Annotated in this window: 16 protein-coding genes and 1 pseudogene; 11 read left to right on the forward strand and 6 right to left on the reverse strand. The window is 43.3% G+C overall.

The window, feature by feature from the left end:
- Positions 1-115: 115 nt before the first annotated feature.
- From acnD to OEG80_RS06190, 7 genes and pseudogenes are all read left to right on the forward strand, one after another.
- Positions 116-2,773, forward strand: coding sequence for a Fe/S-dependent 2-methylisocitrate dehydratase AcnD (acnD, locus tag OEG80_RS06160; RefSeq protein WP_263242367.1), 2,658 nt, complete (start codon positions 116-118; stop codon positions 2,771-2,773).
- Between the two features lie 192 nt (positions 2,774-2,965).
- Positions 2,966-3,223, forward strand: a pseudogene (locus OEG80_RS06165) (type II toxin-antitoxin system Phd/YefM family antitoxin); the annotation flags it as partial.
- 104 nt (positions 3,224-3,327) lie between these two features.
- On the forward strand, positions 3,328-3,588 hold the full coding sequence (locus OEG80_RS06170; RefSeq protein ID WP_263242369.1) for a Txe/YoeB family addiction module toxin: 261 nt from the start codon (positions 3,328-3,330) through the stop codon (positions 3,586-3,588).
- Positions 3,589-3,668: 80 nt separating this feature from the next.
- A complete protein-coding gene (prpF, locus tag OEG80_RS06175; protein WP_263242371.1) occupies positions 3,669-4,922 on the forward strand; it encodes a 2-methylaconitate cis-trans isomerase PrpF in 1,254 nt (417 codons plus the stop codon).
- Positions 4,923-4,939: 17 nt separating this feature from the next.
- Entirely contained in the window at positions 4,940-6,793 is a 1,854-nt protein-coding gene (locus OEG80_RS06180; protein ID WP_263242372.1) for an ABC transporter ATP-binding protein, read from the forward strand.
- A gap of 83 nt (positions 6,794-6,876) precedes the next feature.
- Complete coding sequence (locus tag OEG80_RS06185; protein ID WP_263242373.1) at positions 6,877-7,467, forward strand: GNAT family N-acetyltransferase; 591 nt, start codon at positions 6,877-6,879, stop codon at positions 7,465-7,467.
- 141 nt (positions 7,468-7,608) lie between these two features.
- Positions 7,609-9,111, forward strand: coding sequence for a bifunctional 2-methylcitrate dehydratase/aconitate hydratase (locus OEG80_RS06190; RefSeq protein ID WP_263242375.1), 1,503 nt, complete (start codon positions 7,609-7,611; stop codon positions 9,109-9,111).
- 169 nt (positions 9,112-9,280) lie between these two features.
- On the opposite strand, the gene OEG80_RS06195 is transcribed toward OEG80_RS06190, so the two are convergent.
- The gene (locus OEG80_RS06195) at positions 9,281-9,868 is read right to left on the reverse strand and encodes an SDR family NAD(P)-dependent oxidoreductase (RefSeq protein ID WP_263242376.1); all 588 of its coding nucleotides are present in this window, start codon (positions 9,866-9,868) and stop codon (positions 9,281-9,283) included.
- Positions 9,869-10,122: 254 nt separating this feature from the next.
- Positions 10,123-11,604, reverse strand: coding sequence for a nucleobase:cation symporter-2 family protein (locus tag OEG80_RS06200; protein WP_263242378.1), 1,482 nt, complete (start codon positions 11,602-11,604; stop codon positions 10,123-10,125).
- A 482-nt stretch (positions 11,605-12,086) separates the two neighbouring features.
- Here OEG80_RS06200 and OEG80_RS06205 point away from each other — a divergent pair, with 482 nt between their 5' ends.
- Positions 12,087-13,493, forward strand: coding sequence for a DUF2868 domain-containing protein (locus tag OEG80_RS06205; protein ID WP_263242379.1), 1,407 nt, complete (start codon positions 12,087-12,089; stop codon positions 13,491-13,493).
- Between the two features lie 114 nt (positions 13,494-13,607).
- Complete coding sequence (locus OEG80_RS06210; RefSeq protein WP_263242381.1) at positions 13,608-15,224, forward strand: DUF3482 domain-containing protein; 1,617 nt, start codon at positions 13,608-13,610, stop codon at positions 15,222-15,224.
- Positions 15,225-15,265: 41 nt separating this feature from the next.
- Here OEG80_RS06210 and OEG80_RS06215 read toward each other — a convergent pair whose 3' ends face one another.
- The 3 genes from OEG80_RS06215 to OEG80_RS06225 all read right to left on the reverse strand — a co-directional run bounded on the left by OEG80_RS06215 (position 15,266) and on the right by OEG80_RS06225 (position 18,424).
- Positions 15,266-16,294 carry an ArsA family ATPase gene (locus tag OEG80_RS06215; RefSeq protein ID WP_263242383.1) on the reverse strand — a complete coding sequence of 343 codons (1,029 nt, stop codon included), beginning with the start codon at positions 16,292-16,294 and terminating at the stop codon, positions 15,266-15,268.
- Positions 16,295-16,327: 33 nt separating this feature from the next.
- Positions 16,328-16,621, reverse strand: a complete 294-nt coding sequence (locus tag OEG80_RS06220) for a cory-CC-star protein (protein ID WP_263242384.1) — start codon at positions 16,619-16,621, stop codon at positions 16,328-16,330.
- A 123-nt stretch (positions 16,622-16,744) separates the two neighbouring features.
- On the reverse strand, positions 16,745-18,424 hold the full coding sequence (locus tag OEG80_RS06225) for a carbon starvation CstA family protein (protein ID WP_181210439.1): 1,680 nt from the start codon (positions 18,422-18,424) through the stop codon (positions 16,745-16,747).
- 308 nt (positions 18,425-18,732) lie between these two features.
- On the opposite strand from OEG80_RS06225, the gene OEG80_RS06230 reads away from it, so the two are divergent.
- Positions 18,733-19,401 carry a hypothetical protein gene (locus tag OEG80_RS06230; RefSeq protein WP_263242386.1) on the forward strand — a complete coding sequence of 223 codons (669 nt, stop codon included), beginning with the start codon at positions 18,733-18,735 and terminating at the stop codon, positions 19,399-19,401.
- A gap of 102 nt (positions 19,402-19,503) precedes the next feature.
- Positions 19,504-20,067, forward strand: a complete 564-nt coding sequence (locus tag OEG80_RS06235) for a hypoxanthine-guanine phosphoribosyltransferase (RefSeq protein ID WP_011513626.1) — start codon at positions 19,504-19,506, stop codon at positions 20,065-20,067.
- A gap of 118 nt (positions 20,068-20,185) precedes the next feature.
- On the opposite strand, the gene recD is transcribed toward OEG80_RS06235, so the two are convergent.
- Positions 20,186-22,390, reverse strand: coding sequence for an exodeoxyribonuclease V subunit alpha (gene recD, locus OEG80_RS06240; protein WP_263242387.1), 2,205 nt, complete (start codon positions 22,388-22,390; stop codon positions 20,186-20,188).
- Positions 22,391-22,405: the final 15 nt, after the last annotated feature.

Here is a 22,405-nt window from a genome sequence, read left to right on the forward strand (position 1 = left end):
TTTTTAAGCATATTTTTTTAGCAAAGCCCTTTTCTAACGTCTCATTTCACTGATGATTTTGCTAAAAGAATGACTATTTTTTGAATTTAAACCAGCCAACAGCTAAAGGTGACTTATGGACAACGCCCTTGTACAACCGATGAATGAACCCTTTAAAAAGCCATTACCTGACACAGATTTGTATTACTTTGATACCCGTGAAGCAATCGAAAACATCGAAGCGGGCGCGTATGACAAGCTACCGTTCTGCTCAAAAGTACTGTGTGAAAACTTGGTACGCCGCTGCCCACCAGAAGATTTAACCGCAGCGCTCAAGCAACATATCGAAGGCAAGCAAGATTTAGATTTTCCTTGGTACCCTGCTCGCGTCGTTTGTCATGATATCCTAGGTCAGACTGCGTTTGTTGATTTGGCTGGTCTACGTGACGCCATCGCTGAGCAAGGCGGTGACCCATCAAAAGTGAATCCTATCGTTCCAACACAATTGATTGTTGACCATTCACTAGCCGTTGAGCATGCAGGTTTTGAAGAGAACGCTTTTGAGAAAAACCGCGCTATCGAAGAGCGCCGTAACGATGACCGTTTCCACTTTATCAACTGGTGTCAGTATGCCTTTGATAACGTCAACGTCGTACCGCCCGGTAACGGCATCATGCACCAAATTAACTTAGAAAAAATGTCGCCGGTTGTACAAGTGGTACAAAATAAAGCCGGTGAACAAGTCGCATTTGCCGATACTTTGGTTGGTACTGATAGCCATACCCCGATGGTTGATGCATTGGGTGTGATTTCAATCGGTGTGGGCGGGCTTGAAGCGGAAAGCGTCATGCTAGGTAATCCATCGTATATGCGCCTCCCAGATTACGTTGGTGTTAAATTAACCGGCAAATTGCAAAAAGGCATTACTGGTACCGATTTGGTATTGGCGATGACCGAGTTCTTACGTGATGCAGGCGTGGTGTCTACTTATATTGAATTCTTCGGTGAAGGTGCGCGCCAATTAAGCGTTGGTGACCGTGCATCTATCTCAAACATGACCCCAGAATATGGCGCCACCGCAGCGATGTTCTATATTGATGAGCAAACCATCGATTATTTACGATTAACCGGTCGTAGCGAAGATCAAATTAAACTGGTTGAGCAATATGCCAAGCAAACCGGTTTATGGGCTGATGGTATGGAAAAAGCCGAATACGCGCGTGTGCTTGAGTTTGATTTATCCGCTGTGGTACGTAATATGGCAGGCCCTTCACGTCCGCATGCGCGCGTATCAACCACAGACTTGGTTGCGAAAGGAATTGCTCACGGTGAGGGTGATAAATTACCTGAACCAAAAGATGGTTTGATGCCAGATGGTGCCGTGATTATCGCCGCGATTACCAGCTGTACCAATACGTCTAACCCGCGCAATATGGTTGCTGCTGGTCTTGTCGCCCGTAATGCCAATGCAAAAGGCTTATTGCGTAAGCCTTGGGTGAAATCATCTTTAGCACCCGGCTCAAAAACGGTAAAAATGTACCTAGAAGAAGCGGGTCTGATGCCTGAGCTACAAGAAATCGGCTTTGACGTGGTTGGCTTTGCTTGTACCACTTGTAATGGTATGAGTGGCGCGCTTGATCCTGATATCGAACAAGAAATCATCGATAACGATCTGTTCACCACTGCGGTATTATCGGGCAACCGTAACTTTGATGGTCGTATCCACCCGTATGCCAAGCAAGCGTTCTTAGCGTCACCGCCACTGGTCATCGCTTATGCTATCGCCGGTAATATCCGTTTTGATATTGAAAAAGATTCATTGGGCAAAGACACGGATGGCAATGATGTTTATCTAAAAGACATCTGGTTTGATGATGACGAAGTCGATGCCATCGTTGCCAAAGCCGTGAAGCCTGAGCAGTTTAATGCTGTTTATATCCCGATGTTTGATGAAGCCAAAAAAGATACGGGTAAAGCGCTCAGTCCACTTTATAACTGGCGCGAGCAGACCACTTATATTCGTCGTCCACCCTATTGGGAAGGCAAAATGGCAGCGATGAATAAGCTAAAAGGTATGCGTCCATTAGCGGTATTAGGTGACAATATCACTACCGACCATTTATCACCCTCTAATGCGATTTTGGGCGACTCAGCAGCTGGCGAGTACCTTGATACCATGGGTCTGCCAAGCGAGGACTATAACTCTTATGCCACCCATCGCGGCGACCATTTAACGGCTCAGCGTGCAACCTTTGCCAATCCAAAGCTATTGAATGAAATGGTACGTGATGAGCAAGGTGAAGTAATACAAGGTTCGCTTGCTAGGGTTGAACCACAAGGTCAAGTTATGCGCATGTGGGAAGCAATCGAAACCTATATGAACCGCGAGCAGCCGCTAATCATTATCGCAGGTGACGGCTATGGTCAAGGATCAAGCCGTGATTGGGCTGCCAAAGGTGTGCGTTTAGCAGGAGTTGAGGTGGTGGTCGCTGAAGATTTCGAACGTATTCATCGTCAAAACTTGGTTGGTATGGGCGCACTACCTTTGCAGTTTGAAAAAGGTACGACTCGTAACACACTAAATATAGACGGCACAGAAGTCTTTGATGTCACGGGCGAAGTTTCTGCTGGCGGCATGATGACGCTGGTGATTAACCGTGCTGATGGCAGCACGACTAAAACCCCTATCATTTGCCGTTTAGATACCGCTGATGAGGTTAAAATGTATAACGCAGGCGGCATGCTACAGCGCTTTGCCAAAGAGTTTATCGATGGCACGTTAGATATCGCGTAAGTGTCATGAGTGTGAAATAATCAAAGAGCCGATGTTGTATAACCTTATATGACATCGGCTTTTATTTGCTTTTGCATTCTACACACTGAGCCTTCTTACTTATACCTAAGTATTAGATAGTAGCTAAATATTGAGTTTACTTAATTAATGGCGTAATATGTACTATATATTGTACAAGTTATGGAGTATGTTGTGAGAGTCATTAGTTTTTCAGAAGCCAGAAAGCACTTAAAGTCCGTTCTAGATACGGTAAACGATGATGCCAACGCCACTATCGTGACCCGTCGTGACGCTGATGATGCGGTTGTAATGTCGCTTGATTATTACAATAGCCTGATGGAAACCGTCTATCTATTAAAATCTCCTGCCAATGCGGCGCACTTAGCGGAATCTATTGCCCAATATAAAGCTGGCAAGACTGTTACGCGTGAGCTAATTGATACGGCAGAAGGCAGTGATAAAAGTAATGGTAGCAGCGATAACAATGAGCATACGGATAGCGACATTGAAAATGCTTGAACTCAAAGGCTTTAATCAATGCAAAGGGTCTAATAATGAGTGAGCAACTAGCATGGACAGATGTTGCGTGGAAAGACTATCTGTACTTGCAAACACAAGACAAAAAAACACTCAAACGTATTAACAAACTCATCACCGAATGTAAGCGTAATCCGTTTGAAGGCATTGGTAAGCCTGAACCCCTAAAAGAAAATCTATCCGGATTTTGGTCAAGACGCATCGATGATGCCAATCGGTTGGTATATGCCGTCGATGATAACTATCTGACTATTATCTCTTGTCGCTATCATTATTAACGAGCGCTCTTAGTCGTTCGTGTTTACTTGCTGATGGCACCATACCCAATCTTATAACAATAGAAAAAGGACTTAATACAGTGGCCGAAACCAATTCTAAATCAAAACCCTCTTTCGCCCCCCAATTATCCGTCCCAGCCACCTATATGCGTGGCGGCACTTCAAAAGGTACTTTCTTTAAATTATCTGACCTACCTGAGCGCTGCCAAGTCGCTAGTGAATCACGTGATAAGTTTTTGCTACGTGTCATTGGTAGCCCTGACCCTTATGGTAAGCAAATCGATGGATTAGGTAATGGCAGCTCTAGCACCTCTAAGACAGTAATATTGTCTGAATCTGATAAAGCAGACCACGATGTCAATTATTTGTTTGGACAAGTTAATATTGCCAAGCCTATGATTGACTGGGCGGGTAACTGTGGCAACTTAACAGCAGCGGTTGGTGCCTGTGCTATTAATATGGGTCTGGTCGATGCCGACAAAATTGCTAGCAGCATCGATAAAAATGCTGAAAGCGGTATTTGTGAAGTGCGTATTTGGCAAGAGAATATCGGTAAAACTATTATCGCCCACGTGCCTGTGTATCAAGATGAGCAAGGCAAGGTACAAGTGCAAGAAACCGGTGACTTTGAATTAGACGGTGTGACCTTCCCAGCCGCTGAAGTCAAAATTGAGTTCATCGATCCGGTTGATTCATCTAGTGACATGTTCCCGACAAACAATCTAATCGATGACTTTGATGTCTCTGGCTGTGGTCTAAACATCGATAGTGTCAAAGCCACCTTTATTAGCGCTGGTATCCCGACTATCTTTATAAAGGCAGAAGATTTAGGTTTTACGGGTACTGAGCTACAGGGTGATATCAACAGTGATAGCGAACCGCTTGCCAAGCTTGAAAAAATCCGTGCCAAAGGCGGTGTGGCAATGGGTTTATTCAAAGAAGTCAGTGAGGCTCAAGCTAGTCAGCATATTCCAAAAATCGCTTGGGTAGCTCCTGCGCAAAGTTATAGCGCATCAAGTGGCAAAGCCGTTAATGCTAAAGATATTGACTTAGTCGTACGGGCGATGAGCATGGGGCAGTTGCATCATGCGATGATGGGTACAGCAGCGGTTGCCATTGCGGCAGCAGCGACGACGCAAGGCACTCTTGTTAACGAGGTTGCTGGCGGTGGCGAGCTTAATGAAGTTCGTTTTGGTCACCCCTCTGGCACATTGCTCGTCGGCGGAAAAACCGAACTGATCGATGGACGCTGGCAAGCCAAAAAAGTCTCGATGAGTCGCTCAGCACGTCGTATCATGATAGGTGACGTTTTTGTACCAGCGGATGCCTTTTAAACTTTAAATAGGTTTTTATGCCAACTCGTCCCCAGTCACGCCATGTGCAGTTAGATAAAAAGCCGCCGGTCGAAAAAAAAGAGCGGCGGGCGTTGCTGTGGGATATTCTAAAAAAGCTTGCCGTATTTGCCGCACCTTACAAAACACTGATTATCGCAACGCTAATCTTAACGGTGCTTGGCTCCTTTACCGCGCAAGTTAATGCCTTTGTGTTGCGCTATGCCGTTGATACCTTGACCGAAATCGCTACCCTTGCCGAGCCATGGGAAGCTGGCGTGCGCATGCTGACCATTATCAGTGCGGTACTCTTAACCAAAGAGATATTGTCGATATTCATCTCTTTTGGACAGCGCTTCTTTGGTGAAAAAATTCGTATCAATCTCTCACGTGATTTGTCGCAAAAAATCATTGAGCGCATCCTCACCTATCGGATGGCATTTTATACCAGTAGTGAAAACGACAGCGGAAAATTGCAAACCCGTATTGATTATGGCGTTAGTAGTCTTACAAGCTTGGTGCAAAACTTCTTTATCGATATGCTCCCACTGTTTGCCAGTGCGATCGTCTCACTCATTATCATGTTTTCGACCAATTTTTGGATAGGCTTGGTTGGTCTGATTATCATCCCGATTTACTTTTTTATTAGTCAAAAACAAGCGAGACGGTTGCAAGGTTTTCGCCGGCAGATGCGTGGCTTTAGAGAAGCCAAAAGTGGGATGGTTATCTCTTTGATTAATTCTATCAGTGTCGTAAAATCGTTTGTCCGCGAGTCTATCGAGGCGGAGAAGCATTTACAGATTCAAAAAGACATGACCGATAATCAGCTGCGTATTCGTAGCATTGGTTTTATTTATGACGCGGTAAAAACCTTTATTGAGCAAATAGGCGTGGTGGTGATTATTTTACTGACCGCCTACTTTGTATTAAAAGGCCAAATGACCATCGGCATGATTTTATTCCACGTCATGCTATTCCAAAACGTCGCCGCTCCTATCCGTCAATTACATCGTATTTATGACCAAATCAACAATGCGCTGACCTATGCCGAAGGATTTTTTGAGATTTTAGAAGATGAAAGCCAAGTTGAGAACATCACTGGCAGAAGCAGTAAAGATTTAAAAGGTCTCATCGAACTTAAAAACGTTTATTTTACTTATCCCAATGGCACACAAGCGCTAAAAGATGTCAGCTTTACCATCAAACCCAATCGTATTACTGCACTGGTGGGCCTCTCCGGTGCTGGCAAGAGTACGATTATTAGCCTATTGGTAAAGTTTTACGCGCCAGACATCGGCACAATATGTTTAGATGGGCATAATTTAGCCGACTGTGATACTCATGAGTTGCGTCAAAATATCGGGTTGGTACTACAAAGCAATCATATATTTTCGGGTACGATTGGCGAAAATATCCGTTATGGTGATATGAGTGCTAGTGACGATGATATTGTGATTGCAGCAAAAAAAGCCTCTATTCATGAGCAAATCATGTCGTTATCCAAAGGCTATGAGAGTACCGCAAAATCCCTATCAGGTGGACAGCAGCAACGTATTGCGCTGGCAAGGATGTTCTTAAAGGATCCGCCTATTGTGTTTTTGGATGAACCAACGGCCAGCCTAGACGCTATTGCCAGTCAACAGGTCAAAAAAAGCTTAGATCTTATTAAGAAAGACCGTACTGTGATTATGGTGTCGCACAATATTGCTCAAATCATTGATGCTGATGACTTGGTAGTGATAGAAGACGGGCGCGTGGTCGAGACCGGCACCCACGAGTATCTCTACCATAAAGGTGGCAAGTATTTTGAAATATTCAGCGCCATGTCGGATAGCCTGAACTTAGACAAAATCAGTCAAACCTTGAATAGTTAATGCGGTACGAAATCGTTATAATGCTCACTCTTTGCTGCATCCTATTTTTGATTATCCTTTAAATCGTTAGAAGCTGTGTGATTATGACTTGTGAAATTTCGATAAAAACCTTTGATGAATTAACCTCCGTTGATCTGTATCATATTTTAAAAGCGCGCTCGCAAGTGTTTGTGGTTGAGCAAAATTGCCCTTATCAAGATATGGATGAGGTCGATTTTGATTGCTTACATCTGGTCGCGCACCAAAACGAGCAGCTGATTGGTTATTGCCGCATTATTCCGCCTGTTTTTAATACCAAAAAATCCGCCGTTACTCCGTCAGGTCCTATTCCATCGATTGGTAGAGTGCTGGTGTTGGCGGCACATCGCGGTGATGGTGTCGCCCGTCAAATGATGCTAGAGGCTATCAAATATTGCCGTAAAAAATACGGTAAAAAACCTATCATCATCTCAGCCCAGACTTATCTACTAAACTTTTACCAATCTCTTGGGTTTATCCCTGAAGGCGAGCATTATCTTGAAGACGGTATTGAGCATGTCGTTATGGTGCTACCTATTATTAAAAAGGTCAAAGTAAAAAGAGAAAGCTCAGGTACGACAAGCAGTATTCTTAGCTTTTTGCTATTGATATTAGCAGTGTTATTTATTATTGGTTTACTGTATTTGATGGTCTAAATATTTTTCCACTCAAGGCAGGTCTTACACTACTTCACTGTGGTTAGATTGTGAGTATGCTATTTTTGATAGCAGGTTTATTGATTCGTAATAGGATTGATAAGTCACTTATATATCTGACTCAAGGAAGAGGTAACGATTATGTCTACTGTGGAAAGCAATGTACGACCGGAGTATGATAGCGAGATTGAAAAAATCGCCGATTATGTACTCAATTACTCTATAGATAACGACTCACCCAATAACACTGATGCTTGGAATACCGCTCGCTACTGCCTGATGGATACGCTTGGCTGCGGACTACTGGCATTACGTTTCCCTGAATGTACCAAGCATTTAGGTCCTGATTGCGCCGATCAAATTACTCCTAATGGCGCGCGTGTCCCCGGCACCTCCTATCGCCTAGACCCTATTAAAGCTGCCTTTGACATTGGCTGTATCGTGCGCTGGCTTGATTATAATGATACATGGCTCGCTGCTGAATGGGGTCACCCCTCTGACAATTTAGGGGCGATTTTGGCAGTAGCAGATTATATCAGCCAGCAAAACGTCAGTCAGGGGCATGCACCTCTTATTATGAAAGAAGTGCTAGAAGCCATGATTATGGCGCATGAGATTCAAGGGGTGTTGGCATTAGACAACTCCTTTAATCGTGTGGGTCTCGATCATGTATTTTTAGTGAAGTTGGCATCGACCGCTGTTGTTGCCAAACTTTATAAACTACCACATGAGCGTATCATGGCTGCCATCTCTCAAGCTATCGTAGATGGTCAGGCACTACGTACCTATCGTCATGCACCCAATGCCGGTAGCCGTAAGTCTTGGGCAGCAGGCGATGCCACTAGTCGCGCAGTACGTTTGGTCGATATCACGCGTCGCGGTGAAATGGGCATACCCTCTGCATTGACAGCGCCGCAATGGGGCTTTTATGATGTGCTGTTTAGCCATACTAATAAGGATTTGGCGCTTAAGCCTGAAAACGAGCGGTGCTTTACCTTCCAGCGCGAGTTTGGCAGCTATGTGATGGAGAATGTCTTATTTAAGATAAGCTTCCCTGCCGAGTTCCATGCGCAAACGGCTTGTGAGGCGGCCGTTATTTTGCATCCACGTATTGATGACCGCATGGAAGACATTGAAAAAATCATCTTAACGACTCATGAGTCTGCTATTCGGATCATCTCAAAAGAAGGGATGCTGGCCAATCCTGCTGATCGCGATCATTGTTTGCAGTATATGGTTGCAGTGGCTTTACTCACCGGTGATTTGATGGCTGAAAACTATGAAGATGATTATCATGCCGAGCATCATATTTTGATTGATGGTCTGCGTCATAAGATGGTCGTTGAAGAAGATGCCGGTTATTCAAAAGACTATCATGATCCAAGCAAGCGCTCGATTGCCAATGCGATACAGGTATTCTTTAAAGATGGCAGTAGTACCGATAAGGTAGCGATTGAATACCCTATCGGTCATAAACGCCGCCGTACTGAGGGTTTGCCGATATTGGAGGCAAAGTTCCGTGCCAGTCTTGCCACGCGGTTTATCGACAGTCGCTGTACAGAGATTTTTGCATTGTGTAGCGACCAACAGCGGTTAGAGCAAACACCAGTAAACGAATTTATGGATTTATTTGTCGCCTATTAATCGCCTTAACTCGTCAATTTCTAATGAAATAAGGCTCATTCTAAAACCTACCACGGTATAGATTCCCCTGCCCAATCCACAAAACTCCCTGATTGGGCAGCACCCATCTTACTGAGTACCTCAAGCAAGCATTCAGCACTATAGACTGGCGAAAATAACTGCCCGTCAGCTACGTTGCCCTGAAACGGAGCTGATAGCTGGGTGTTGACAGTGCCGCCTTACTCATACGGTAGCTGTACCAACCGCCAAGTTGATTGTCACTGATACTACCTACCCTTGCCGATATCGTCGCAAAAATCGCCGGCTTATCTGCGCTTCGTTCAGCTTTCGCCAATAGCGGCTTGATGTGCTTGGCAATGAGCAAGCTTGCCAAAGCATTAACCTGCATATTCTGTAAAAAAAACTCACTTTCAATCTGTTGTAGTGATTTTTCTGGCTGACGCGTCTTGGTATGCAGTAGTCCAGCACAATTAATCACCCAATCTATATGTGTGGTTTGCTGCTTAATCGCATCAGCTGCTTGTTTGATACTTTGCTCGTCACAGATATCCATTGCTATCCAATACAGATTTTCTGCTTCAAAATCAGGCACGCTTTTATGGTATGTGGCAAAGACACGGATGTCAGTATTGGTGTGCATATCATTATTCGTAAGGGTGCTGGCGTGTTCATTGGCGGCAGTGTGGACCAATTGTTCAACCATGGCTTTACCGATACCGCCTGTACCACCAATGATAAAATAATTTTTAGTATTCATAAGGCGTTCATCCTTGTGAGTATTTATAGGGGTTATAACGCAATATTAAAACTACTTCTACTATATTGATTCAATGTAAACCTATTTACCATAGGGGGAGTGTGTCACTTATCTTGAACGCTGATCATGTGATGAATTTTTGCAGTATTATTATTTTGATAATATAGGTTATACAAAAAAAGCTGCCATAACAGGCAGCCTTTTATACGTTTGCTTTCAATTGTCTAGCTTTTTCTAGCCTCTGATTTTAGCTTCTAGTGATGCGCTGGTTCTTTTGATATAGGTATCTCTTTACCGTCGCAATCAAACAATTTGCCTTCAGTAAAATAATCACCTTCATATAGATCAATCATCACTACAGGACGTACCGAGCGGTCTTCTGTACCAGCAACAAATACGGATTGTTGGTCTGAATTACCTACTTTTAAGTGGTTAAACAACAAGTTTAGGGCAATGGCCATGATGGCAGCAGAACTGATACCTGAATGGAAAATCGTTGCAAACCAGTCTGGAAATTGATCGTAAAACGCTGGCGCGGCAATCGGTAGCATACCAAAACCGATGGAGGTCGCAACGATGATTAGATTCATATTATTGGTGTAGCTGACCTGCGCAAGCGTGCGAATACCACTGGCTGCAACCGTACCAAACAATACGATACCAGCGCCGCCAAGTACGGCGGTAGGAACGGTAGCGATAACACGACCCATAATCGGCATCAAGCCCAAAATAACCAAGATAATACCGGCATAAGCGACTACAAAACGGCTTTTAACACCAGTTACGGCAACTAGACCTACGTTTTGTGCGAAAGCACTTTGAGTAAATGAGCCAAATATAGGGGCAATCATACTGGCTGCCATATCAGCTCGTAGTCCATTACCCAAACGTTTTGAATCGATATCTGTCTCAATGATATCGCCGACCGCCAAAATATCTGCTGACGTTTCAACCAAAATAACCAATACCACGATAAACATAGAGATAATTGCAGCAATCTCAAAGGTCGGCATACCAAAATGGAACGGTGATGGGAAAGCAAAAATAGAGCCTGTCGTAATACCAGAGAAATCAACCAAGCCTAATGCCCAAGCAGCAAAAGTACCAATGACCATCGCTAATAGAATCGATAGGCGACTGATCGCCGCATTACCAAGCTTGCTTAGTAATAACACCATCGCTAGCGTGAAGCCAGCAAGACCAATATTGGTCATACTACCAAAAGTAGGTAAGTTGCTGTTACCGCCCATTGCCCAGCGGGCAGCGACTGGCATCAAGGTCAAACCAATAGTAGTAATGACGGTGCCAGTCACTAATGGCGGGAAGAATTTGATAATTTGGGAGAAAATAGGCGTGATCAAAAAGCCCAAAGCAGAGGCGGCAATGACAGCACCAAATACAGAAGGTAGTCCGCCCCCCGTTGTCACAATCGCAACCACGGTTGCTACACTGGCAAACGATACACCTTGTACGAGTGGCAACTGACAGCCAAAGAATGGCACACCAATCGTTTGCAATAAAGTCGCAAGACCACCGATAAATAATGAGGCGGCAATTAATAAGCCAATTTCAGAAGGTAATAATCCAGCTGCCTGTCCCACAATTAATGGAACCGCAATAATACCACCGTACATGGTCAGTACGTGTTGAAAGCCATAAGCAATATTGGCACCAATACCCAAGTTTTCATCTTCTGGGCGGGCAACTGCCGATTGAGAAGTAGATTTAATATCCATATTAAATAGCCGTCCTTCGTGTTCTGTTGTTGATATGTTCTAGGCTTGTTCTTCGACAACTCCTAGAGTGGGACTCAAGATTGTTATAAAACCAAATACTCTACCTATCATTGCTAAAAAGGCGTATCGCCCTTTTATTCATCAATCTTTATTATTGGTCAGCTATAACGCCACTTTTGTTTATAGTGGCAAATAGCGCTGTGTATAATTTGAATTTGACATTAGAATAGGGATGAATATTTGATAAAACATTTAAATCAGGATTCTAATGTGTTTTTAGCATACCGCTTATTTATAATAACTGCCAGTTATTATTGACCATATGGTCAGGTTTTTTGTTAGCAACATAAATATCGTTAAAATTGACATCTATAACCTTCAGAAATAAAGTAATAATTGCATCATCAAATACGCTTTTATGATTATAATTTTCAACACATTTTGATATTTCATTTCACTATTGATTATACGGACATCAGACCATGCTATCGCCCCAAGACCAATTGACTGAGCTGGTACGTACTCTTGAGACGCAGCAGCATGTCTTTGCCACTGACCCGCTACTCATTACTGAAAAGCTGCAAAATGAAGAAGGATCGCCACTGCAAAAACTGCATCGACGAGCGTCACGAATAGACAGCAATGGCGCGCTGGCAGGCGTGCTTGGTAAGATTGATGGTCGCATCAAAGGCATCATGGTGGTCATGAGCGTGATTTGGTGTCTCTCAGGATTTTTGGGCTTATTCACCTTACTACAGACCAATGTAGTGAACTTCTTTTACGTCTTGGTATGCTTATTGGGTTTTCATAGTCTTATGCTTCTGGGCTGGCTAGCCATGACGCTTATCAATCAAGGCAAGCAGTCTTCAAACTGGTTTGCCAGCTTTGTCAGCCCCAGTTATTTGATACGTGGTAAAGATGATGTGACTCAAGCGGCAGTCACTCTGTACGAGCGTCAATTGCAGCATAGCGGTATGCGTTGGTATTTGGGCAGATTTAGTCATCAGTTATGGCTTGCCACACTGACTGGTATGCTGCTTGCGATTATCTTTCTGCTGATTGTGCGTCAATACAGCTTTAGCTGGGAGTCAACGCTGCTGTCAGATCAGGCGCTAATTACTTTGACGCAAGTACTTGGCTGGTTACCAAGTATGGTTGGATTCGATGTTCCGGACAGTACGGCTATCGTACAGAGCCGATTAGTGACTGATGCTATGCCTTTGTCTGTCGCACGGCAATGGGCAGGCTTGTTGGTTGGTAGTTTACTGATGTACGGGATTGTCCCACGCGCGATTGCTTGGGCATTTTGTGCCTTGATGTTCCGTCGTAAAAAGATGCGTTTGGATATCAAGCTGCCCTATTATCAAAAGATTTTGAACTTTTGGCAGCGTCATGTGGTGGATGCTGATGACTTTAAAGAAGCCCCCGCGCCTATCGCCCCAAAAGCCCAAGTCAGTGCTGGCAAAAAACTGGTTGCGCTATTAGAGTATCCAGCGGAGCAAAACCAATGGTGGCAGTCGGGTTTCGATACAGGCATTACTGATACGACTGATATTGAGAATTTTGGTATTCTTGATGACCGTGAAGATATGGCACGGCTAAAGGCTTACCTAGATGCAAATCCGGTACAGGTATTACTTGGTATTCATTTTAAAGCGCTGCCTGACCGTGGTACATTGCGTAAACTTGATCAGATCGCCAATCACGCCAAACATGGACTGATTGTACAACTGTTAGAGGACAATAGCCTGAGTCTGACAGAGCACCATAATACGGGCAATGATGTTTTAAATACTGGTTCAGACTCGAATTTAGAAAAACAACATGTTCGTTATCAGCAATGGCAAACTGCCCTATCTGCTCGAAAAATCGGTTTGATTAATAACTGAAAATCTTTTTTTAGACGATGGATTATTGAACTCATACCGAAATATAGAACAATTTTTTCTACAATAAATAGCTATGATGTTTTTGGATACTACCAATCAATATAAGATTCTATTATGAATAATGACAATAATAATCAGGGAAATAATGCGCAGAACAGTCTGCAAAAAACCGATAAGCCTGCAGGGCTTTTTGCTGATAAAGCGTATGAGGTCAATCCTCAAGCATCATCGTCTGGATTAGCCCCACAGTCATCAAGTGAACCAGAAACTAGCTACAGGGAAGCTAAAAAAACCATCGCTAGTGGTGAGGCATTAAAGCTTGCGGTCGTTGGTCATACCAATACGGGTAAGACCTCTATATTACGTACTCTATTACGTGACGTTTATTTCGGTGAAGTAAAAAATGAAGCCGCAACCACGCGCCATGTAGAACGTGCCCAACTGACGGATAGTCAAACGGGTGAAGTGTTGGTGGCTCTATATGACACCCCAGGTTTGGAGGACGCATCAGGGCTGATGGATTGGCTTGAAGATAATACCGCCAGTCGCCGTGATGGTATTGAGCGCCTGCAACAGTTTTTGGCAGCTGATATTGCTCAAAGTAGTGATGCGCTAAGTAGCAATGAGGACTATAGCCAAGAAGCCAAAGTGATTCGTCAGCTGTTAGCAAGTGATATGGCCATCTATGTCGTCGATGCGCGTGAGCCGGTACTTGGTAAATATAGAGATGAGCTGGCTATTTTATCTTGGGCCGCGATTCCTGTTATGCCGGTATTTAATTTCACTGATGCTCAGGATGCCAATATTGATGATTGGCAGACTATGCTGGCAAGACGTAACTTACATATCTCGACGCGCTTTGATTCAGTGGCATTTGAATTTAACGATGAGATGCGTTTATGGCAGAATCTTGCGACTATGCTTACCCACTCTGAGATGCTTGAGCAATTAATGGCGCGCCGCACTGAAAACTGGGCACAGTTATATGATGAAGCCAATATTATCATTGCAGATTTTTTGTTAAACGTCGCAGCATTTGTCCGTGAAATTGGCGAAGATGATGATCCCATGCCAGTATTACAGCAAATGCAAGAAGCGGTTAGACAGAGCGAACGCGCAATGCAGCATAATTTGCTGAGTTTATATAAATTTTATGACAATGATGTAGCGGCAACGCCACTTGAGCTACAGGCCTATCAGCAAGACCCGTTCGACCCCGAGCTTCTCAAAAGTTATGGCATTCGCACCACATCAGGCGCGGCTGCAGGCGCGTTACTAGGATTGGGTATTGATGCGGCGGCTCTTGGTACAACCTTGGGATTGGGTGCTGCCATCGGTGGCATCGCAGGTGGATTGCTATCCAATACTGGCAGTATCGCCGATAAAATATCAGGGGTTAAGCGGTTATATATCGACCCTGCAACATTGACCCTCCTAGCCACTCGAGCGATAGATTTGCTCACTGCGCTACGTCACCGTGGGCATGCAGCAACAGATGCTACGCAGCTGATATATAAGGGTGAGGCATCAATTGGTGATACTGACGCTGGGAATAATAATGCTATAACGCCATGGGCAACGCACAAACTGCCCAGTGAGCTGAAAAAAGCTCGTGGCAAACCGCAGTGGTCATCACTCAGTAGTGGCAAGTCTGAGCAGGCGCAGTTATTACGCGCAGATATGGCATGGTCGCTGGCAAGTAAGCTGTCGTCGTATCAGGGTCAGCCATAATGCATAAACATGTTAAAGATAATATCTCTTACTGACGGGCTTTATGATGCTGGGCTTACTAATGCACTTAAGGCATCAGTACCGCGTACGTCGGTTTGCTGCAGATATATTGGGTATAGCGGATAATTGGGAAAACTTTGCTCAATATCCTGCATTAATTGCTGTTGGCGCTCAGCACGACGCTGCCAAAACGTCTCGGACTGGGTCGGATCTATCAACTGATTGATAACGATTGCGGCTGGCATAAGCTTACTGTCTTCTAACTGCTCTATCGCTCGCTTGGTTTCAGCCAATGGCAATACATCAGCCGTCATCACTAATACAATGGCAGTTTGTGTACGGTCATGAAGCAGCAACCCTGCCCGACGAAACAGCTGTTTGCGTTTTTCCAGTATGGATACCGCTTGCTCCCAGCGGTCAGATTTTTTTGCAGCAAATGGATTTGGCACATCATTATCGACGTCTTTTTGATTGCTCTTTTGATTGTGACTGCCTAAATGATTTGCCACCGAGCGCAGTTTTGCCTGCCGTCGCTGCTGCGCTAGCAATCCATCCGTCCATGCCCCCATCATCTCAGGCAGCACTAATAAACGCAGTGTATGTCCCGTCGGTGCCGTATCAAAAATAACGTGCTCATAGCCGGCATCTGCTGCTGCAACCAAGTGCTGACACATGGATTCGAGCATGGCGGCTTCTTGTGCGCCAGGTGCTGATTTTGATAGCCGTAGATGCTCGCGAATTTTTGGCATCATGTCTGGGTTTGCATAGGAAGTAATGGTGCGTTCAACTTGGGAAAAATGCTCATCGACGATGATATCAGGGTTTAGTTCAATAGCATCTAGATAAGAAGTTACTGCTGTTTTTTTGTTTTTGAGCGGGACGTTTAACACATCGCCCAAGCTATGTGCCGGATCAGTCGAAACAATCAGCGTCTTTTTACCTTGATTGGCATAATAGCTGGCAAGTGCAGCGGCAGTGGTGGTTTTACCCACTCCGCCTTTGCCACCGATAAATATAATCGGCTGTGTCATTAATTGCTCTAGCAATGCAGGCAATGGATGTAATGCCATACTTTTATCTCGTTTTAATTAATTCAAAGGAAACTAGCAGCAACCAACATGGTCAAAAGGGCATCTATCCATGCCCATGCGTGTATGCCATTCATGGAAGTTTTCTAAAAACAAAGGCTGCAATTCTAGCGTATAAAAGCTTGCCGGATTATCGATACCTAAGCTTTCCGCAAACATGAGTAGCATAAAAAAATCTTCCTCATCACGCGCGGCGCGTGCCATCGTCTGGCGATACGGCGCATGATAAAACTCATTTAACCCAGCCGCAAACCGTTGCCACCATGGCTCAATATTTTTTATAGGTTTTGTCATATTTGTCGTTTCCATGAAGACTCTTATTTTTCCTATGCTTATTATCTATCATGCCTATATGAGACAAAAAACGCCAGCAATTGCTGCTAGCGTTTTTATCGTAATTCAGTAAGTATTTAACTAGGCATTCAACATGGCTTAGAGGTTGCTTTTGCCTCTGTGTATCGACCATTCTTTACGCAGTACTGATAGACTCTCAAACGTTACTAAGATTGTGGCTATCAAGATAATGATATCCATAATAATAAGCAGCCAATTACCGTCATTGAAAAAGGTTTTTAGCTGAATCAATAACGCAAATACCGTCATGACCAGTAAGAACGACAATGGCCCTAAGGTATACCATACTGGTCTGCCTTTACGTAATAAGATAACGGTTACAATCATTAAGGTTAAGGCTGCCATGAGCTGATTTGTGGTGCCAAATAACGGCCAAATAATCATACCGCCAGCACCATCGATGCCACCAGCACCAAAGGCTAATAATAGACAGCTACCAACGGCAAGCAATGTTGCCACCACACTTTTATTTAGAACAGGTAGTTTATAAATCTCACCAAATTCTTGGAAGATATAACGTTGCAAACGTACTCCAGTATCCATCGTGGTACCAGCGAACAAGGCTGCCATTACCGTTAGCATCGTCTGCGATAAAACCATATCAATGCCGACGCCAGCATTCAAGATAGTCGCACCGCCATCAATAAAGGCACCAATAGAGCCGTCGCCAAATTTTTGATAAACGGCTTGCCAGTCGCCAAGGGTTGCAAAGCCTGCTGTTGCCGCGAGTATCGCGCCAAGTGCTAGCATACCCTCACCCATGGCACCGAAGTAACCAACAAATCGTACATCTTCTTCTTTATCAATTTGCTTAGACGTCGTACCCGTCGCTACCAAACCATGAAAGCCCGAGATTGCACCACAAGCAATGGTCACAAATAATAAAGGCAACATAGATGGTGTGCCGATTGGCAATGCTGTGTTGATCGCTGGCGCGACAATATTAGGAGTCGCAATAAAGATGGCGGCATATAATAAAATCAGACCGACAAATAACTGCAAGCCATTGATGTAATCACGCGGCTGCAACAGCATCCAGACTGGTAACAAAGACGCGATTGCCGCATAGACAAACAAAATAATAATCCAAACAGCATTGTCAGGTAAGCCTAAGAATGTCTCAGGTAACACAATGGGGAACATAGGACCAAGATAGATAAGCCCATATAAAGCCGTGACCCCAATGATTGATACCCAAACCAGATTCATCTTATAGCGATAAATGCACTGACCGATGATAAAGGCGACTATCAAAGCACCCCAAACTGGCAGTACAGCGGATGGGGTTTTTATCATCATATTAGCAATAGCGACGCCGAATACCGCATTTACCATGAGTAATAATAAGAAGATAACGATCATCATCAAGCTGCGTACACGTGTACCCATGACCGTACCGGCAATCGAGCCAATCGATTGACCTCGATTGCGCATACTTGCCCAAATGGCAGACATGTCGTGGACACCTGCCATAAAAATAGTACCTAATACCACCCAAATGATAGCAGGTACCCAGCCCCAAATAACCGCAATGGCAGGACCAATAATCGGTGCTGCCCCTGCGACTGAAGTAAAATGGTGTCCCCACAACACATATTTATTAGTGGGAATATAATCTACCCCATCCTTCATGGCATGCGCTGGCGTGGGGATACTATTATCCAATGCCAAAATTTTAGTGGCGATAAATTTTGAGTAAAACAGATAACCGCAAAGCATAGCGGCAACAGCAAACAATAGCACGATTGCACTATTCATCTTATCTCTCCTTAGACAAGTAATGGGTAGCCTTATAAGTTCAAGCTTTTTAATTTAGAATATAAAAAATATGTTAAATTAGTCTTCGGCGGGTGACTCAGAGCACCTGACCATACGCAATTAAGCAGTTGATAGAAATTTTGTCATATCATCATCCATTAATACGGCTGAACTTTATAGTTAGCAGACGTCATCAGTCAGTATATGATATGGTGAATCTTTGGTTGGCAACCCATTTAAATACTAACCGATTTAACAAAGAATGTAACGCTAGTTAAACCTCGAAAACAACAAATAAAGGAAGCACAATGGCGCATTATTTTGGATTTGTACCTTCAGATAAATTAAAAGTATTAATCGTTGAAGCTGAGCAAATCGTTGCATCGAATGAGGAAGTACCATACTACCCATATCGCGATGCTTTAACGCATCAGACTGCGCGTGATCTTATTGATAATTTATTGGTTGGTCTGGTTGACATTATCCCAAATCCTGAACGCCAAGCGTCCATGCGTAAAGTGGTTGTCACTGTTGAACGTGCGACCGATACCTTGCTTAATATTTTGCTGGGTAAAGAAAACAACGAAGAAGTATTGCCAAGCTTCCATTTTCTAAGAGATCGAGCAACCTTTATCGATAATGACGGTCTAAAACGGGTGGGTTTTAAGCTCACAGAACAACATACTGCCATCATTCAAAAAGGTTTTGCAGCCATTACTCCTGAACATGTGGATACCAAGACATTTAAAACCGCACTTGAAACCATGAACGAAGAAACTTTAACTCACTTTATTAGCCGTTTTGCTGAAACCTTAAAATTGGGTATGATTAAACGCAAATCTGTACCTGTTGCCAAAGCAGCTATCGATAAAGGCATGAATATGGCACTTAATAAGTTGTTACCTGATTTGCCAGACAGCTCATTGAATCGTTTGGCGAATTATTACCGCCCTTTTATCGTAGAAAAGCCAGAATAAGTGCCAATATTTGATTAATTTTGCCTCAAAAGCCAGTTGGCATTGGGCATATTCACTAAAATTTGCTAAAATAAGCGGCACTTTTTACCAAAGGCACGTCCGATGACCCAAATCAGCAATCAAGAAATTGAAAAAACATTACGTAACTCAGAATGCCTAATCAGCAGTATAGAAGTTGCTGCCGCTTATGAGCGTTTAGCCGCACAGCTTAATCTGCACTATGCTGGTCTAAATCCGATTGTTATGGTCGTTATGAATGGCGGGCTTATCCCAGCCGGTCAATTACTGACTCACCTTACTTTTTATCATCGTATGCATTATATCCATGCATCGCGCTATCGTGATAACGAAGGAACCAATGAGCTTGATTGGAAATTTAAGCCTGATGTTAACATTGAAGGAGAGCATGTCTTATTGATCGATGATATTTTTGATGAAGGCATCACCTTAAAAGCAGTGGTTGAAGAATTGAGCAAGGAAAAACCTTTATCGATTGAATCATGTGTTCTTCTTAATAAAGAGCATGATCGTAAAGTTAAAGGTTTCGATGTTGATTTCGTTGGTATTAATGTTGCAGATCGCTATGTCTATGGCTGTGGTATGGATTTCCATGGTTACTTACGTCATCTACCTGGTATCTACGCTATTAAAGAAGACAAGATTTAATCAGTTTTTGGTTGACTTGATAGCATAGTAAAAAAGCGCCCGATGGGTGCTTTTTTATTGCTTATTGATAAGTATATGTATTTGAATGTTTTTTGATAATATAGGCGATAAATACTAACTAAAACTGCAATGCCAAACCCGTATTGCGCTCAGTCGGTGTCTGAACGGCTTTTTCGAAAGCATGTTTTGTACTATATATTGTCACCTGTTTTTTAGCACGGGTTACCGCCGTATAAATAAGCTCTTTGCTCAAAAGCCTTGCATGACTATTATCAAAAGTAATGGCCACATGATCAAACTCAGACCCCTGCGATTTATGAATGGTCATTGCATATGCTGTAGCGATAACGTCTTCATTTAGCAGATTGACAGCAATTCCCTGTGCTTTATTCTCAAAGAAAACTTCCAATCGGCTTCTTTCATCTCCTGTTTGCAAGCAAAAACCGATATCACCATTAAATAATCCAAGTTCATAGTTGTTTTGTAAAACCATAACGGGACGACCATGAAACCATGTATTTTGACCTAGCGGTAGCTTTAGTTCAGTAAGATGCCATTGAGTGATATGATTATTAATGTAGTGATCACCCCACTCGCCATTATGACCAGCACTTAGGACTCTAAACTGATTAAACGTTTGCATTAATGAAGTAATTGTACTTTTTACTAATTCTGGCACGGATTTTTCTATTGGATTCTTTAGTAGTGATTTAACTTTATTCAGGTATTGATGATAATTTAGAGTGAGGTTTGAGAGAATTTTATAATTACTTAGGCTATTTTGTATTTTATTATCTATAGCTATCTCTGTTTGCAACGTATTTACATATTGAAAACTCAGTGCCTTGTCCTGCCTTAACAACTGCCAAATAGCTTGAGTATCTGCCTCTGTCTTATTAATTTGATTGGCAAGCTTCCCAATCCCTGAGTCTGCGCTAAATCGGCGACTCTCTGTTAGCTTTGCATGTATAGGTTGTAGCAATGGAATGCAGCATAAGTCAGCCAATACTGCCCCAGCATCTACTGCGGCTAGCTGGTTCGCATCTCCTAACAATATAAGCCTTGCGCCTGGTTTCACCGCACTCACAAGGTAATTAGCCAGTTCCACCCCCAACATAGACGCCTCATCGACAATGATAATATCTTCGCCGAGTGGATTATTTGCATTGTAACGAGGTCTACCTGTTCGACCAATGCCTAATAAGCGATGAATGGTCTTGGCTTCTTGCAGTTGTAGCTCTACATTCGCTCCATCTAGAGCCATTTGCAAAGACTCTTGCATTCGCTGGGCAGCCTTACCAGTCGGTGCTGCTAAGGCTAGGCTGGCACTGTCCGTACTGAACCGAATATGCTCAGCCCCATCCCCCCCACTCTCTGTCGCTTGCTGCAGCGCAATGACCAATTGAGCCACGGTATATGTTTTACCTGTGCCTGGACCACCAGTAATAATACTAAATGCATTATTATTCGCGACATTGATCGCTTTCACTTGGTGCTTATGAAGGTTTTCAGGGATTGCTATCTGCAAAGGGCTTACCTGCTGATTTAAAATATTGTTGATATTTTTTGCTAAGTTAAATTCTGCTTGCCAAGCACGGTGTAGCCAAAAAGTTATTGATACTGCTGAACCTTCTTTCTTTTGACTGTTAACCTTTTTATAAATAATAGGTTGTTTTTCTTTGCTTAGGCTATTTAATTTATCGTTATTATCAATGCTACTATTAACTTCAGCAAACAAATCGTGTTCGTTAACTAGGCGTATAAAAAAACTTAAGTCCGTGTTTTTCAATAATTGGTATAGCGTAGCAATCATGTCAAAACGCTTAGTTAGCACCTCTTTTTCGTGGTTGCTAAGCGCCAATTGCATCCACAGCTGATCTCTCTTATCAAATAGCGTGTCTAGCAATACGAATAGCGACCTTTCAGTTATAGAGTCATCTTCTGATTGCGTATTTAGTTTGGTATCTATCAGCGCAAAGATTGGCATTGCTAGCATCTCTAATAACTGTTGCTGCCAAGCATATAGCGTAACTGCCTCATCATTGATTTGACCTTGCAATGCTTCTTCATACTCAGAGGACTCAATGGTTAATACGGTATGCCCCTCTTCCAAATGAGTTGCTAACATAACGAATAGAGCGGTGAATAAATTACTTTCTTCTGTTTTATCGACTTGCTTACTATCAGTATTAGCTTTTGCATCCGTTGCCTTATACGCTAAATACGTTTGCTCGCGGCGTAGTAATATATAATCACTGATGTTACTAGCCCAGCTTTGTTGTAAGCCAATTACTGCCTTGCTCTCTTTTTTATTATTACTCATAGTATGCTTGTCTCT

This window comes from Psychrobacter sp. SC65A.3 (assembly GCF_025642195.1).
GTDB lineage: Bacteria > Pseudomonadota > Gammaproteobacteria > Pseudomonadales > Moraxellaceae > Psychrobacter > Psychrobacter cryohalolentis.

Excerpts from the sequence above, each read along its gene's own strand:
- acnD (WP_263242367.1), top strand. The coding sequence starts at position 116 with ATGGACAACGCCCTTGTACAACCGATGAATGAACCCTTTAAAAAGCCA.
- OEG80_RS06170 (WP_263242369.1), top strand. The coding sequence starts at position 3,328 with ATGAGTGAGCAACTAGCATGGACAGATGTTGCGTGGAAAGACTATCTG.
- OEG80_RS06180 (WP_263242372.1), top strand. The coding sequence starts at position 4,940 with ATGCCAACTCGTCCCCAGTCACGCCATGTGCAGTTAGATAAAAAGCCG.
- OEG80_RS06185 (WP_263242373.1), top strand. The coding sequence starts at position 6,877 with ATGACTTGTGAAATTTCGATAAAAACCTTTGATGAATTAACCTCCGTT.
- OEG80_RS06190 (WP_263242375.1), top strand. The coding sequence starts at position 7,609 with ATGTCTACTGTGGAAAGCAATGTACGACCGGAGTATGATAGCGAGATT.
- OEG80_RS06195 (WP_263242376.1), bottom strand. The coding sequence starts at position 9,868 with ATGAATACTAAAAATTATTTTATCATTGGTGGTACAGGCGGTATCGGT.
- OEG80_RS06200 (WP_263242378.1), bottom strand. The coding sequence starts at position 11,604 with ATGGATATTAAATCTACTTCTCAATCGGCAGTTGCCCGCCCAGAAGAT.
- OEG80_RS06205 (WP_263242379.1), top strand. The coding sequence starts at position 12,087 with ATGCTATCGCCCCAAGACCAATTGACTGAGCTGGTACGTACTCTTGAG.
- OEG80_RS06210 (WP_263242381.1), top strand. The coding sequence starts at position 13,608 with ATGAATAATGACAATAATAATCAGGGAAATAATGCGCAGAACAGTCTG.
- OEG80_RS06215 (WP_263242383.1), bottom strand. The coding sequence starts at position 16,294 with ATGGCATTACATCCATTGCCTGCATTGCTAGAGCAATTAATGACACAG.
- OEG80_RS06220 (WP_263242384.1), bottom strand. The coding sequence starts at position 16,621 with ATGGAAACGACAAATATGACAAAACCTATAAAAAATATTGAGCCATGG.
- OEG80_RS06225 (WP_181210439.1), bottom strand. The coding sequence starts at position 18,424 with ATGAATAGTGCAATCGTGCTATTGTTTGCTGTTGCCGCTATGCTTTGC.
- OEG80_RS06230 (WP_263242386.1), top strand. The coding sequence starts at position 18,733 with ATGGCGCATTATTTTGGATTTGTACCTTCAGATAAATTAAAAGTATTA.
- OEG80_RS06235 (WP_011513626.1), top strand. The coding sequence starts at position 19,504 with ATGACCCAAATCAGCAATCAAGAAATTGAAAAAACATTACGTAACTCA.
- recD (WP_263242387.1), bottom strand. The coding sequence starts at position 22,390 with ATGAGTAATAATAAAAAAGAGAGCAAGGCAGTAATTGGCTTACAACAA.